Below are 13,379 nucleotides of genomic sequence, written 5' to 3' on the forward strand. Positions count from 1 at the left end.
CAACGGGTAAACGGGCGAGCACCCACCTTGCGCAGCAGGGTCAGGGTGCGATAATGCTCTTTATACTCTTTAAACACATATGCATGCTTATTTTGACCAGGCAGAGCCGATGAATCCTAATTATCTCGATTTTGAACAGCCCATTGCCGAACTCCAGGCAAAAATTGAAGAGCTGCGTTTGGTCAGCTCTGATAGCCAAGTGAACCTTTCCGACGAGATCTCTCGACTGGAAGAGAAAAGCCGTAAGCTGACGGAATCGATCTTCAAGGATTTGACTCCCTGGCAGGTTTCTCAGATATCTCGACACCCCCAGCGGCCCTATACGCTGGACTACCTCGAACACATCTTCACCGACTTTGACGAATTACACGGCGATCGAAATTTCGCCGATGATGCCGCGCTAGTCGGTGGCATTGCACGACTGAACGATGCGCCGGTGATGGTGATTGGTCATCAAAAAGGCCGCGATGTAAAAGAGAAAGTACGTCGTAACTTCGGTATGCCGCGCCCAGAAGGCTACCGCAAAGCGTGCCGTCTAATGGAAATGGCCGAGCGCTTTAAGATGCCGATCCTGACCTTTATCGATACGCCTGGGGCTTATCCTGGTATCGACGCGGAAGAGCGCGGCCAGTCTGAAGCGATTGCCTATAATTTGGCCGTTATGTCGCGACTGAAAACGCCAATTATCTCCACTGTGGTAGGTGAAGGCGGCTCCGGTGGCGCACTCGCCATTGGCGTATGCGATGAACTGCAAATGCTGCAGTACTCCACTTACTCGGTGATCTCGCCTGAAGGCTGCGCCTCGATTCTGTGGAAGAGCGCCACCAAAGCCTCGGACGCCGCTCAGGCCATGGGGATTACCGCTGAACGCCTAAAAGAGCTGGGTTTTGTCGATTCACTGATCAAGGAGCCGCTTGGTGGTTCTCACCGCCACCCGCTCACCACCGCTGAACGGGTCAAAGAGGCGCTTACCGGCAGCCTGGAGCGTTTGCAGGCGATGGACACCGACGCGCTGCTAGAGCGTCGCTATAAGCGTTTAATGAGCTATGGCGCCCCAGCCGCTTAATTTGCTGCAAGCCTTACTCAACGACGCCCTGGCGGAAACCCCGCCGGGGCGCTCTATTTGGGTGGCACTCTCGGGCGGTTTAGACTCCTGCCTGCTGCTCGCGTTAGCCGCACAGGTCTGCGAACAAGCAGACCGTCGCTTGCAGGTAATCCACATTAACCACGGTCTGCAGTCGGCAGCGCAGGCATTCGAAGCGAACTGCCGAGATATGTGCGTGCGTTTAAACTTAACGCTGACAGTGGTCAATGTGACGGTAGATGCCCAGGGCGAAGGTATCGAAGGCGCCGCCCGCAACGCCCGCTACGAGGCCTTCTTCGCGACCGTTCCTGCGGGTGACACCCTTTGGCTGGCCCAGCATCAGGACGATCAGGCGGAAACCTTTCTGCTCGCCGCTCTGCGCGGCAGCGGACTACGTGGCCTGGCCGGTATGCCCTATCGCCGGGACGCTCAGAGTATCTCTCTGGTGCGCCCCTGGCTCACCGTGCGCCGAGCGGAACTTGAAGCTGCGGCTAGGCTGCTTGAGTTGCGCTGGTGTGAAGACCCTACCAATCAAGATATTCGCTTTGATCGCAACCGCTTGCGGCACCGGCTACTACCCGCTATTCGCGAGCGCTGGCCGACGGCAGAGACGGCGCTGGCGAATAGCGCTGTCCATGCCAGTGAAGCAGATGCAGTGCTTAGTGAGTATTTAGCTGCGGAGCTAACGGAGCTCTTTACCGGAGAAGGGCAGGTAGATGCAAGCGCGCTTAGTCAGCGCTCCCGCCCCCGTCAGCGGCTGCTGGTGCGCACTCTTTGCCAGCAGCAAGGATTGCCAACGCCGCCGCAGAAGCGTTTAGAGAGCCTTCTAGATCAACTGACAGCCAAAGCCGATGCCGAGGTGTGCGTTGAGTGGCCGGGTGCGCAGGCGCGCCTATGGCGCCAGCGGCTCTATCTGCTTAAGCCCCTTGAACCGCTACCGACTTGGGAAGTTAGCTGGGATGGTCAAACGCCGCTGGAGACGCCCATTGGGCCGTTAGGCTGGCAAGTGGCATTATCTCAACCGCACTCTCAACTATTGAGGGCGAGCTGGCGACAAGGTGGGGAGGTTATTCAATTGCCCAAACGAGGGCGGCGCGATCTCAAAAGGTTGCTACAAGAGGCAGATATGCCGCCCTGGGAACGCGAGCGGCTGGTGGTCATCTTGCTGGATGAGGCGTGCATTGGGGTGATTTGCCCCCCTGCTCAGCTGCTATGGCAGGCAGAGGGCGTTCGCTTTACCCGTCTAACTTCGCCTGCTTAATGACCAGCTTAAAACCGGCGGCTTCCATAAACGCCTGCTCCTGCTCCAAGTCAGTACTCAGTAGGGTAGGTTCATCATTGGCAGGCAGAGTGATCGTCAGGCTATCGCTGTCGGCGCTTATTTCCGGTAGCGGTGGGGCGGTTTCTGGGCGCGAATGGTTGAGCAGTACGGCTAAACGCAACAACCGTGCGAGCTTCTGGGTGATCGACTGCTGCGCGTTGGGCAGGCTCTGCCACTCTTTGAGCGGAAATTTGCGCCGATGGGCGCGCACTAAAAACGCCAATTGACGCTGTTCAGGGCGTGAAAAGCCAGCAAGGTCGGAGTGCTCAAGCAAGTAGGCACCGTGGCGATGAAACTGGCTGTGGGAGATCGCCAGGCCGATTTCGTGCACGTGGCTGGCCCATTGCAAATAGCGTCCTTGATCAAGGTTTAGCGACCAGTCATGGCGCACCTGATTAAACAAGCGCTCGGCAGTGTCGGCAACGTTAACCCCTTGGCGGGTATCGACATCGTACGTGCGCTGCAGCGACTCCAGGCTTTTCGAGCGTGAGTCTTCCGCGGTATTGCGCCCGGCCATGTCGTAGAGAACGCCTTCGCGCAGAGCACCATCGGCAAAGCGCATCTGGGTTAAATCAAAGGCTTCAAAGATCGCGCCAAGGATGGCAATACCCGCCGGGAAGACTTTAGCGCGGTCGGCTTTTAGGCCATCAAGCACGACTTTATCCAGCTGCTTGCACTTTAGCAGCCGTTCGCGCAGTTTCTTCAAACCGCCACGGGTGATCACACCTTCGTGGGGCGTATCGCCGTGAGCATACAGCACGCTGGCGGCGGCCTTGATCGTACCGCTTGAACCGACGGGGTCATCCCAGCCCAGGCGCTGGTAAGGACGCTGAATATTGGCAAGCTCCGAAAGGGCGGCTAGCTCGGCGCGGCGCATACGTTTTTCGTTTAACTCGCCGTCGGGGAAGAAGCGTCGGGAAAAGGTCACGCAGCCCATACGCAGGCTTTCCAGCGCTTTGGGCTCAAAGGCTTCGCCAATGATAAATTCGGTTGAACCGCCGCCAATATCGACGATTAAGCGGCGGCCATTTTCGGCCAGCGCGTGGGCGGCGCCTAAATAAATCAGCCGGGCCTCTTCGCGTCCAGCAATAATTTCGATGGCGTGACCTAATTGAGCCTCGGCGCGTTCGATAAAAGCTTGGCTATTATCGGCATCGCGCAGCGCGTTAGTGCCGACAATGCGCAAATTGGCATCGGTAATGTCGTTTAAAAACGGCGCAAAGCGGCCCAGGCAGTCCAATGCGCGCTGCATTGCCTCTTCGCTGAGCTGGCCGTCATCGTCTAATCCCGCGGCTAGCTGCACCTTTTCACCTAAGCGAGCAACTACCTGGAGGCGTTCATGCTGGTAGTTGGCCACCAGTAGGTGAAAGCTGTTAGAACCCAGGTCTATGGCGGCGAAGCGCTGCGGTGCACCGCTGTCTGCCTCCGCGGCAGAGGTGGCAATGGGGAGCGAAATATCCGTGGGCATGAGCATTCCTTCGTATTGGCTGTGCCAAGGTTGCGGTGGCCTTTATCTATTGTCAATTGCCAAAGGCTTGCGTTTGTCGCGGCGCTTGACTACCATCGAGCTACTGGCCTGATCTGACCTGATTAGTTAGTGTGTCCACAAGTACTTCGTTGTTAAGATGGTTTAGATAGACGAGTTAAATAGACAGTTTAGATAAATCATATTGCATGCGTCGTTCAAGTACGGCACCTTGGTCGCCCCAGACGTTATTCATGTTTATCCCGTTAGCGTCAGCCAGAATTCCAAGTCGTCAGATAGCCCACTGGTCTCACTACTCTCCTGTGTAACCAGATTAAACAAGTGTTAGCACCCTCGAGTTGAGTCTTAAAAACAACAAGCAGTAGCGTTGTTAATTAAGTCCAACGCCGTTCCTTTCATCTTCGAGCGCGTGCCTTTACCGGGGTCTGAACGCATCACACGGCGTCACTTTCACGCCTCCTGTCTTACTCCCGGCGCCTGGCGCCCAGCTTCCATGAGCAACTTTCTAACACACCGATGAATCTCACTGAACTCAAGCAAAAAACCGTTCCCGAGCTCCTCGATATCGCCCGTGAAATGGGTATTGATAACTTGGCCCGTTCGCGCAAGCAGGACATCATTTTCGCCATCCTCAAGAAACACGCCAAAAGTGGCGAGGATATCTATGGCGACGGTGTGCTGGAAATTCTGCAGGATGGCTTCGGCTTCTTGCGTAGCGCTGACAGCTCCTATCTCGCCGGTCCCGACGATATTTATATATCGCCTTCGCAGATTCGCCGTTTCAATCTGCGCAAGGGTGACTCCATTTCCGGCAAAATCCGACCGCCGAAGGAGGGTGAGCGTTACTTCGCCCTGCTGAAGGTCAGTCAAATCAACTTTGACCGTCCGGAAAATGCCAAGCACAAGATCCTGTTTGAGAACTTAACGCCCCTGTTCCCAGACGATCGTATGCGTATGGAGATCGGTAACGGCTCCACGGAAGACCTTACCGCTCGGATCATCGATCTAACCGCGCCGATCGGTAAAGGCCAACGTGGTTTGCTGGTATCGCCGCCCAAGGCGGGTAAAACGCTGATGTTGCAGAACATCGCGACCTCGATCACGCGCAACAACCCAGAGTGTCATCTGATCGTACTGCTGATCGATGAGCGCCCTGAGGAAGTGACCGAAATGTCGCGCACCGTGCGTGGCGAAGTAGTGGCGTCGACCTTCGATGAGCCGCCGGCGCGTCACGTGCAAGTTGCTGAAATGGTTATCGAGAAAGCCAAGCGTTTGGTTGAGCACAAGAAAGACGTGGTCATCCTGCTCGACTCGATTACCCGCTTAGCGCGTGCTTACAACACCGTGGTGCCGAGCTCTGGCAAAGTGCTCACCGGTGGTGTCGATGCCCATGCCCTCGAGAAGCCGAAACGCTTCTTTGGTGCGGCGCGTAACATCGAAGAGGGCGGCAGCCTGACGATTATCGCCACGGCGCTGGTCGATACCGGCTCCAAGATGGACGAAGTCATCTTCGAAGAGTTCAAGGGTACCGGCAACATGGAAGCCCACCTGGACCGTAAGCTGGCTGAGCGTCGCGTATTCCCGGCGATCAATATCCGCCGCAGTGGCACCCGTCGTGAAGACCTGCTGGCCTCTGAAGATGAAATGCAGCGCATGTGGATTCTGCGTAAGCTGCTCAATCCGATGGAAGACACCGCCGCCACTGAATTCCTGATTGACCGTCTGAAAGATACCAAGACCAATCTTGAGTTCTTTGAAGCGATGAAGCGCCGCTAAGGCGGCGCACTTGCCAGCCAGGGAGCGTGCCTTGAAGTATAAAGACTTGCGCGAGTTCATCGCAGCGCTTGAAGCGCAGGGTGAACTCAAGCGTATCTCCGTCGAAGTCGATCCTTACCTGGAAATCACCGAAATTTGCGACCGCACGCTGCGTGCCGGTGGCCCGGCGTTGCTGTTTGAAAACGTCAAAGGCCACGACATGCCGTTGCTGGGTAACCTGTTTGGCACGCCCAAGCGGGTGGCGCTAGGCATGGGCCAGGACTCGGTAGAAGCGCTCAGAGAAGTGGGTAAGCTGTTGGCGTTTTTAAAAGAGCCTGACCCGCCCAAAGGCTTGAAAGACGCCTGGGACAAGCTGCCGATCTTCAAGCAAGTGCTCAGCATGGGGCCGAAAAACGTCAAGCATGCACCGGTGCAAGAGGTGGTGTATGAAGGTGACGAGGTCGATCTTGGCCTGCTGCCGATTCAGCACTGCTGGCCGGGCGATGCGGGGCCACTGGTTACTTGGCCGCTGGTGATCACCAAGGGGCCGCTCAAGAAGCGTCAGAACCTAGGGATTTACCGTCAGCAGAAGATTGGTAAGAACCGCCTAATCATGCGCTGGCTCTCCCACCGCGGCGGCGCGCTGGATTTTCTGGAGTTTCAAAAGGCCCATCCTGGCGATCCCTTTCCAGTCGCAGTGGCGCTTGGCGCCGACCCGGCGACGATTTTGGGTGCCGTGACCCCGGTTCCGGATTCGCTCTCAGAATATGCCTTTGCGGGCCTGCTGCGCGGTTCGCGTACCGAGCTGGTCAAGTGCGGCCACGCAGACCTTGATGTGCCTGCGTCCAGCGAAATTATCCTCGAAGGCTTTATCTACCCGGATGATATGGCGGCGGAAGGCCCCTTTGGTGACCACACCGGTTACTACAATGAGGTCGACCACTTCCCGGTGTTTACCATCACGCGGATGACCATGCGGCGTGATGCGATTTACCACTCGACCTATACGGGGCGCCCACCGGATGAACCGGCGATTCTCGGCGTAGCGCTCAACGAAGTCTTCGTGCCGATCCTGTGTAAGCAGTTTCCCGAAATTGTAGACTTCTACCTGCCGCCGGAAGGCTGTTCTTACCGCATGGCGGTGGTCACCATGAAAAAGCAGTACCCCGGCCACGCCAAGCGCGTGATGATGGGGGTATGGAGCTTTTTGCGTCAGTTTATGTACACCAAGTTTGTGATTGTGCTGGATGACGACGTGGACGCACGCAATTGGGAAGATGTTATCTGGGCGATCACTACCCGAATGGATCCCGCACGCGACACCGTGATGGTCGAGAATACGCCGATTGATTATCTCGATTTTGCTTCGCCGGTCTCGGGCCTGGGCTCGAAAATGGGGCTAGATGCCACCAATAAGTGGCCGGGCGAAACTGACCGTGAATGGGGCACCCCGATTGTGATGGACGATGCTGTTAAAGCACGCGTGGATGAACGCTGGGAAGCGCTGGGGATTGACCTTGAGTTACCGCCCGCTCGCCACTGAATGCGATGTATCGCTGACCAAATTTGTAAAAAGAGGCTTTCATGAGTGCAAGGACGTTGACTTGCCAAGTCACCGAGGTTGAGAACTTAAGCCCCGATGTGTTTGGTGTGACGCTAACCGGGCGCGCCGAAGCCATGCAGCATGCGCCGGGGCAATATTTAGAGCTTAAATTGGACGACACCACCTGGGTGCCGTTTTCAATCGCCAGTGCCGATCGCAGAGATGGGATTATCGAGCTGCATATTCAACACTGGCCGGAGCGGGATAACTCAGCACGGCTGCGTGAACTGCTGCAGGTAGCCAACCAGCTCACACTGCGTTTGCCCGGCGGTGAGTGCGTGCTTGATCGTGAGAGTGAAAGGCCGCTGCTGCTGATTGCAGCAGGAACCGGTTTTTCCCAGATGAAAGCCATTGTCGAAGCAGTACTGCATGAACAGCCCGAACGAGAAGTTTCGCTGTGGTGGGCCGCCCGTGAACACCGCGACCTCTATTTGGAGCAACTGCCCAGTCAGTGGGCGCAAACCCACGCCAATGTCTGCTTTCATGCGGTAACCGAATCAGCCTTGGAAGAGCCGTTAGCTGCGGGCGAGCGGATCACCCATCACCTGGGGCGTATTGATCAGGTGTTGAAAACCGCAGATATCACGCCAGACACCCACGATGTGTATATCTCGGGTTCGCCCAACATGGTCTACGCCTGCCTGGATGTGCTCGATACAAAAGGCATAAAGCTTGAGCGGGTGTTTTCGGATGTGTTTGCCTACGCCCCCCGTTCTACTTAATATGACCGCAGCGTTGTAACGCTCCCCCTGATATAGCGTTGATAAAAAAGGAGGCTAACATGGCCCATCACGACGAAAACTTTAAAGACGATTCTGGTTTCCTGTCCATCTTTCTAGGATTGGTGGTGCTGGTTAGTATGAGCGCGCTGCCCGCTACCATTGGTTGGGTACAAGCTTTTAGCGGTTGAGTGTTGCCATTTGCAGCGCTTGCAGGCAGGATAAAACCACAGCGCTATAGCGCGGCCCTGTCAGACGGTTTACTTGGGCTAGCTATTCGGTACTAACAGAATCTAACGGAATATGGGCATGCAGCGACTAACCAACCCTCATACAGTGAACCCGCAGCCAGAATTGGCTGGCGGCTTTGCGTTTTATGGGTATTGGTTTAGCCACGGTGTGCCCCTGGCCGACGCCTAACGTCGCGCCACCAGGCACACCACTCGGTTGCCTGCCGCAAGCACAGAAGCCCCGGTCGGTAACCCCGCCGGGGCTTCTGGCGTTTTAGGGCCCTAGCGATTTATAGACTGAGCGATTTTCGGCAATAGTTATTCATCATTATTTCATCAAGGAGCAGCATCATGATTTCTCGCGCACTGACTAACGCTTACGCTACCGGTTTTGTGGGTTACGGCTATAGCTGGCGATTTAGCGACGCGCGGTTGGTGCTAGCTACCACCTCCGACCGTGTTCACTTGGGTGGTCACACAGCCATACGATGTCACACGATTGCGGAGAATTAATCATGAATGCGCCTATCAGCCCTGTTATTAATAAAACCACGGTAACCCCTGCCCACGCTACTTCCCGGCTAACGCCTTCAGCGCCTGAGCCCAATGCAAAGCGGCTGCCTACCCCCGCCGAACTCCGCCAACGTATCTCGTTAAGCGACCCGCTAATTGAGCAAATTGCCTGCCAGCGCCACTCCGTACAGCAAATTTTGAGCGGTCAAGATGAGCGCCTACTGGTGGTGGTCGGCCCCTGCTCCATTGACGACCCCGATGCAGCACTAGAATACGCGGATCGCCTGGCTGCGCTAAGTGAAGAGATAGGCGAACGTATTTTGCCGGTCATGCGCGTCTACGTTGAAAAGCCGCGCACCACCGTGGGCTGGAAAGGGCTTGCCTACGATCCAGACTTGGATGGTAGCGGCGATATGCCCCGTGGTTTGGCGCTCTCTCGTGAACTGATGCATGCCGTAGCCGCACGCGGCCTGCCGGTGGCCACCGAGCTCCTACAGCCGATGCTGGCACCTTATTTGGACGATTTGTTGAGCTGGGTCGCAATTGGTGCGCGCACCACCGAGTCGCAGCTGCACCGTGAGCTGGCCAGCGATTTGTCAGCGGCGGTAGGGTTCAAAAATGCCACCAGTGGCGATGTACAAGTGGCTATCGATGCCATGAGTGCGGCGGCCCACCCGCACCAGCGTTTCGCGGTAGATCCTCAAGGCTACCCGATCGTCCAGCAAACTGCAGGCAACCCGCACACCCACGTGGTGCTGCGTGGCGGGCACGGCGAACCGAACTATCAGGCACAACACGTTCGCGCGGCAACCACCGCGCTGCGCAATGCAGGGCAAAACCCACGGCTAATGGTGGATTGCAGCCATGCCAATGCGCGCAAAGATCATCGCCGCCAGAGTGAAGTAATGCTGGATGTATTGGCGCAGCGTCAGGCGGGCGAAGCCAACCTGGTGGCGCTGATGCTGGAAAGCCACCTGTTCGAAGGTAAGCAGCCGCTCAAGCCTGGGGCCATGCGCTACGGCGTATCGGTCACCGACGCCTGCGTGGGCTGGGAAACGACCGAGCAATTACTCAAAACGGCTGCAGAACGTTTGGCGTAATTGCATTTGTAAACGCTATTACTTGTTTGCCCTGGCCAGCCCCGTATCATAAGTAACTTATTTTGATGATGAGACTGGCCATGGTATTTACCCTAGAGCACCACGACCCCGAGACCTACCGCCGTAAAGCCCGCATGATCAGCTTTGCCATGGCGGGGCAACTGATTATTTTTGGCCTCCTATTCTCAATGCTCCTTACCTCCACCTTTGGCAGCAGCCTATGGCTCAATGCCCTAGGCGTGCTACTGGGACTATTGGCCACCAGCGCGCTATTTGCCGTGCTGCGTGAGCGCCCATGGATGACGGAGGTGCGCTACGTCTGGCAGCTCAAACATCACCTCTCGCAAGTCAGTGGCTATCTTTCGCAACTGCGCAAAGCGGTGGAAGAGAACAATCGCACGGCGCTGGATCTGCTCACTTTCTATCACCAGGGCATGGCACAGTTGGCGGAGCTTAATGGGCGCACCACCGACGACGATGCCGAACGGCTAGCGGAAAAAATGCAGGTTAAAATCAAGCGTGAAGAGTTGGAGCTGCCTCCGCAGGTGGAAAGTATCGATACGCACGATCTTCAGGCGTTCAAACGTGGGTAAGTAGCTAAAAAAATAGAATTAGTCATACAGGGAGCATGATGCATGAATTCATTAAAAGCGTGGGGTGGGGCCATCGCCGCTGCCGGTGTGATGGTGGTGCTCGCGGGGTGTGCAGCCACCCCCTCCACAGAAACTACGGCCGCTAACCAAGCAACGCTGGATAACCGGGCTCCCTTTCTGCCCTCGGCGCTGTTTCCTGGCTCCGCTGAGCAATTTGCCGCATGGCACTGCGAGCCTGCGAAACAACACTTGGTCACCGCCACCAATGCCAACGATTTGCGCCTATGGTCGCTGCACGGCGCATGGCGGCTGCCCCAAGCCGTCGTAGCCAGCGGCGCCCGCTATCAAGATGGTGAGATCAGCTTCTGGAACCGGGGTGACAAGGCGCTAGTGGAAACGCCTCGAGGGCAACTGCAGTGCTCGCTGGCCGAGCAGCGTGACGCCTTAACCCGAACTGCGAAGCCCGGCGTGATGTTCTTTGGCCAGGGTAACGAACCGGGCTGGACGGTTGCGTTAGCGAATGACACGCCGACGCTAACGATGGAGACAAACTACGGGGAAGAGCGCCTTCAACTACCGTATATGGTTAGCGTGATGGACAACGAAGCGGGACGGGTCGTGATTGAAAACGCCGACGTGGAGCCCTTTTTCCGCGTGCGTATCGACGCTGGGGCCTGTTTCGATAACATGAGCGGTAAGCCTTTCCCCGCTCGCGTTACGCTGACCTACGGTGGTGAGCAGTATAGCGGCTGTGGCCAAGGTATTGCTCCCTAATAAAGCGTTAACTCAGCAGCGATAAACAACACGCTCGGCCCGCCACTCTTGCGCTACAAAGTCGCTGGCGCACAGGGCCGAGGTGTTACCTGTGGCTCGAGCGGCGAGACGCGATAGCGTTTCCATCTGAATACCACGGGTACTCTCCAGCTGTTCGCTGACCGCAAGTGGCACCCAGCGTTCGTCCTCTAACGTTGCCAGAGTAAAGCTAAACGGGTGAAAGCCTGGGAAGCCGAGTCGAATATCGGTGGCGATCAGCGTCTCTTTTCCCTCTAGCTGCCGCGTTTCATAGCGTAGGAAAGGTCCCGTAAACCAGGTTAAGCGCAGCCCTTGCTGGCTGGCCAAGGCGAACGTTTCTAGTTCAGCGTTACGAACCAGCGGCTCAAGACGCGGTTGACGGTCACCGTCAAATACGCTGATAAGGCTTTCATAATAGCGCTCCCCGTCAATCACCGTGGCGCGCCATAGCACAATGTTAAACGGCGTTGGCTGTATCAGCAGCGGCGCCTCTTCCAGACCCCTCTCCGCTAGGGCTGGGGCAAGACGTTGCTCTACCGTCAACTTCGCACCCGCTGCTACCACTAGGTAAATACTCGTGATGGCCAATCCCCATGTGCAGGCTTTACGTACCCGTTGAGAGATCAAGGCAATCCCCAGGGTGAGTAACAGCGGCAGCGTATAGAACGGATCAATAATAAAAATAATCGGCCACGCGGCGGGAGCGAGGTCAAGGGGCCAAAGTAACTGGGTACCGTAAGTGGTCAGCGCATCAAGCAGAGGATGGGTAAGCAAAATAAGCGCAAAGAAGCACCACCAGTGAGGCAGACTAATATCTTTTGCGGGAGCAAATCGCGCGCTCAGCAGCGCCAACAGGGTGGCCAACCCTGTTAGTACAAAAAGCGAATGGCTAAAACCGCGATGCTCGGTGACATTGGCCACGGCATCGCCATAATCCAACGCTACATCAAGATCGGGCAGGGTGCCCAGTACGGCGCCGATGAGAATAGCCTTCCGGCCAAGGCGTCGGCCCAGTACCACCCCACCAATGGTTGCGCCAAGTGCGGCTTGAGTGACTGAATCCACAGGTTTCTCCGACAGGTAAACCCAGCTAAGATAAACGTTATGATTTAATTATACAGCGTTGTAGCGATTTATTTTCGCTGTCACGTTTCTGTAAAGTATGACCAAGCCCCTTTTTAACAGGAGTCGATATGCAATATCTACATACCATGGTGCGTGTTAGTGACCTAGATGCTTCGCTGCGTTTTTATTGCGATCTGCTGGGTCTTAAAGAAGTACGCCGTAAAGAGAATGAGAAAGGGCGCTTCACGCTGGTGTTTCTGGCCGCACCAGAAGATGAGCCACGCTCCGAGCGGCTGACGGCTCCGGAGCTTGAACTGACGTATAACTGGGATCCCGAAGAGTACACAGGCGGGCGTAACTTTGGCCACCTAGCCTATCGGGTGGATGATATCTATGCGCTCTGCCAACACCTTAAGGACAATGGCGTGACAATTAATCGCCCGCCCCGTGATGGCCATATGGCGTTTGTTAAATCACCGGATGGTATCTCTGTGGAACTGCTGCAGAAAGGCGATGCCTTGGCGCCACAAGAGCCATGGGCCTCCATGGATAACACCGGTAGCTGGTAGCTGTTACATAAATAGCTATTACACAAAGAGCTATGCCACACAGACTATTCCACAAAGGCTATGACACAAGGAAAGTTCACCATGACCATGAAAGGTTGGCGCTTACTGCCACTGCTCGCTTCCGCTGCGCTGCTGTTAAGTGCTTGTAGCAGTTCGCCAGAATCAGGCTCTGCGCCGCAACCAGGGCCGAGTGACGCCTCGCTTTCGGGCGCTATCGTCGACCAGCGTTGGAATTTATTGCTGGTGGGAACCGATGAGCGGCTCTCCATGCCGGAAACGCCTTTTTTCCAGATTTCAAAAGAGGGCAAAGTTAGCGGCTACGACGGCTGTAACCGCTTTACTGGCGAAGTAACACTCGGTGAGAACCAGCGCATTGAGTTTAGCCAACTGGCCACCACCCGAATGGCGTGTCCACAAATGGCCGATGCCAAACGGGTCACCGATATGATGGAGACCGCCTATCGATATTTAATTGACCACGATCGGTTGGTCTTCTTTGGTCCGGATAGTCGGGTGCTAGGCGGTTGGCGCGAAGGTAACTGATAGCCG

At 56.1% G+C, this 13,379-nt stretch carries 14 protein-coding genes; 12 read left to right on the forward strand and 2 right to left on the reverse strand.

Going from position 1 to position 13,379, the window contains the following annotated elements; genetic code table 11:
- The first annotated feature begins 109 nt into the window (after positions 1-109).
- Positions 110-1,066 (forward strand): acetyl-CoA carboxylase carboxyl transferase subunit alpha, encoded by a 957-nt coding sequence (gene accA, locus QHL1GM_RS15690; protein ID WP_071696022.1) that lies wholly within the window; start codon positions 110-112, stop codon positions 1,064-1,066.
- Complete coding sequence (gene tilS / locus QHL1GM_RS15695) at positions 1,047-2,345, forward strand: tRNA lysidine(34) synthetase TilS (RefSeq protein WP_071695295.1); 1,299 nt, start codon at positions 1,047-1,049, stop codon at positions 2,343-2,345. The genes accA and tilS overlap by 20 nt, the downstream gene beginning before the upstream one ends.
- Here the strand turns inward: tilS and ppx are convergent.
- The gene (ppx, locus tag QHL1GM_RS15700; protein WP_071695296.1) at positions 2,320-3,873 is read right to left on the reverse strand and encodes an exopolyphosphatase; all 1,554 of its coding nucleotides are present in this window, start codon (positions 3,871-3,873) and stop codon (positions 2,320-2,322) included. The two genes, tilS and ppx, sit on opposite strands and share 26 nt — an antisense overlap.
- A 534-nt stretch (positions 3,874-4,407) precedes the next feature.
- Here ppx and rho point away from each other — a divergent pair.
- The 8 genes from rho to QHL1GM_RS15730 all read left to right on the forward strand — a co-directional run bounded on the left by rho (position 4,408) and on the right by QHL1GM_RS15730 (position 11,178).
- Entirely contained in the window at positions 4,408-5,667 is a 1,260-nt protein-coding gene (gene rho / locus QHL1GM_RS15705; protein WP_007111700.1) for a transcription termination factor Rho, read from the forward strand.
- Between the two features lie 31 nt (positions 5,668-5,698).
- On the forward strand, positions 5,699-7,189 hold the full coding sequence (gene ubiD, locus QHL1GM_RS15710) for a 4-hydroxy-3-polyprenylbenzoate decarboxylase (protein WP_071695297.1): 1,491 nt from the start codon (positions 5,699-5,701) through the stop codon (positions 7,187-7,189).
- A gap of 41 nt (positions 7,190-7,230) precedes the next feature.
- On the forward strand, positions 7,231-7,971 hold the full coding sequence (locus QHL1GM_RS15715) for an FAD-binding oxidoreductase (protein ID WP_071695298.1): 741 nt from the start codon (positions 7,231-7,233) through the stop codon (positions 7,969-7,971).
- Positions 7,972-8,030: 59 nt separating this feature from the next.
- Positions 8,031-8,159 carry a hypothetical protein gene (locus tag QHL1GM_RS19840; RefSeq protein ID WP_007111697.1) on the forward strand — a complete coding sequence of 43 codons (129 nt, stop codon included), beginning with the start codon at positions 8,031-8,033 and terminating at the stop codon, positions 8,157-8,159.
- A gap of 390 nt (positions 8,160-8,549) precedes the next feature.
- A complete protein-coding gene (locus tag QHL1GM_RS19420; RefSeq protein WP_175540391.1) occupies positions 8,550-8,711 on the forward strand; it encodes a hypothetical protein in 162 nt (53 codons plus the stop codon).
- A 2-nt stretch (positions 8,712-8,713) separates the two neighbouring features.
- Positions 8,714-9,811: a 3-deoxy-7-phosphoheptulonate synthase gene (locus QHL1GM_RS15720; protein WP_071695299.1), complete on the forward strand. Its 1,098-nt coding sequence runs from the start codon at positions 8,714-8,716 to the stop codon at positions 9,809-9,811.
- An 80-nt stretch (positions 9,812-9,891) separates the two neighbouring features.
- Positions 9,892-10,404, forward strand: coding sequence for a DUF3087 family protein (locus tag QHL1GM_RS15725; RefSeq protein ID WP_035576573.1), 513 nt, complete (start codon positions 9,892-9,894; stop codon positions 10,402-10,404).
- Positions 10,405-10,446: 42 nt separating this feature from the next.
- Positions 10,447-11,178, forward strand: a complete 732-nt coding sequence (locus QHL1GM_RS15730; protein ID WP_071695300.1) for an MliC family protein — start codon at positions 10,447-10,449, stop codon at positions 11,176-11,178.
- A gap of 12 nt (positions 11,179-11,190) precedes the next feature.
- Here the strand turns inward: QHL1GM_RS15730 and QHL1GM_RS15735 are convergent, their stop codons facing one another.
- Positions 11,191-12,261 (reverse strand): metal-dependent hydrolase, encoded by a 1,071-nt coding sequence (locus tag QHL1GM_RS15735; RefSeq protein ID WP_071695301.1) that lies wholly within the window; start codon positions 12,259-12,261, stop codon positions 11,191-11,193.
- A gap of 128 nt (positions 12,262-12,389) precedes the next feature.
- On the opposite strand from QHL1GM_RS15735, the gene gloA reads away from it, so the two are divergent.
- Together gloA and QHL1GM_RS15745 are read left to right on the forward strand one after the other, a co-directional pair.
- The gene (gene gloA, locus QHL1GM_RS15740) at positions 12,390-12,830 is read left to right on the forward strand and encodes a lactoylglutathione lyase (RefSeq protein ID WP_071695302.1); all 441 of its coding nucleotides are present in this window, start codon (positions 12,390-12,392) and stop codon (positions 12,828-12,830) included.
- Between the two features lie 81 nt (positions 12,831-12,911).
- Complete coding sequence (locus QHL1GM_RS15745) at positions 12,912-13,373, forward strand: META domain-containing protein (RefSeq protein ID WP_071695303.1); 462 nt, start codon at positions 12,912-12,914, stop codon at positions 13,371-13,373.
- Positions 13,374-13,379 lie beyond the last annotated feature (6 nt).

This window comes from Halomonas sp. QHL1 (assembly GCF_001882345.1).
In the GTDB taxonomy this organism is placed as follows: domain Bacteria; phylum Pseudomonadota; class Gammaproteobacteria; order Pseudomonadales; family Halomonadaceae; genus Vreelandella.

What these genes read in the sequence shown, in the direction of transcription:
- QHL1GM_RS15715 (WP_071695298.1), top strand. Translation starts at nt 7,231, where the DNA reads ATGAGTGCAAGGACGTTGACTTGCCAAGTCACCGAGGTTGAGAACTTA.
- accA (WP_071696022.1), top strand. Translation starts at nt 110, where the DNA reads ATGAATCCTAATTATCTCGATTTTGAACAGCCCATTGCCGAACTCCAG.
- QHL1GM_RS19840 (WP_007111697.1), top strand. Translation starts at nt 8,031, where the DNA reads ATGGCCCATCACGACGAAAACTTTAAAGACGATTCTGGTTTCCTGTCC.
- rho (WP_007111700.1), top strand. Translation starts at nt 4,408, where the DNA reads ATGAATCTCACTGAACTCAAGCAAAAAACCGTTCCCGAGCTCCTCGAT.
- ppx (WP_071695296.1), bottom strand. Translation starts at nt 3,873, where the DNA reads ATGCCCACGGATATTTCGCTCCCCATTGCCACCTCTGCCGCGGAGGCA.
- QHL1GM_RS15730 (WP_071695300.1), top strand. Translation starts at nt 10,447, where the DNA reads ATGAATTCATTAAAAGCGTGGGGTGGGGCCATCGCCGCTGCCGGTGTG.
- gloA (WP_071695302.1), top strand. Translation starts at nt 12,390, where the DNA reads ATGCAATATCTACATACCATGGTGCGTGTTAGTGACCTAGATGCTTCG.
- QHL1GM_RS19420 (WP_175540391.1), top strand. Translation starts at nt 8,550, where the DNA reads ATGATTTCTCGCGCACTGACTAACGCTTACGCTACCGGTTTTGTGGGT.
- QHL1GM_RS15720 (WP_071695299.1), top strand. Translation starts at nt 8,714, where the DNA reads ATGAATGCGCCTATCAGCCCTGTTATTAATAAAACCACGGTAACCCCT.
- QHL1GM_RS15725 (WP_035576573.1), top strand. Translation starts at nt 9,892, where the DNA reads ATGGTATTTACCCTAGAGCACCACGACCCCGAGACCTACCGCCGTAAA.
- QHL1GM_RS15745 (WP_071695303.1), top strand. Translation starts at nt 12,912, where the DNA reads ATGACCATGAAAGGTTGGCGCTTACTGCCACTGCTCGCTTCCGCTGCG.
- tilS (WP_071695295.1), top strand. Translation starts at nt 1,047, where the DNA reads ATGGCGCCCCAGCCGCTTAATTTGCTGCAAGCCTTACTCAACGACGCC.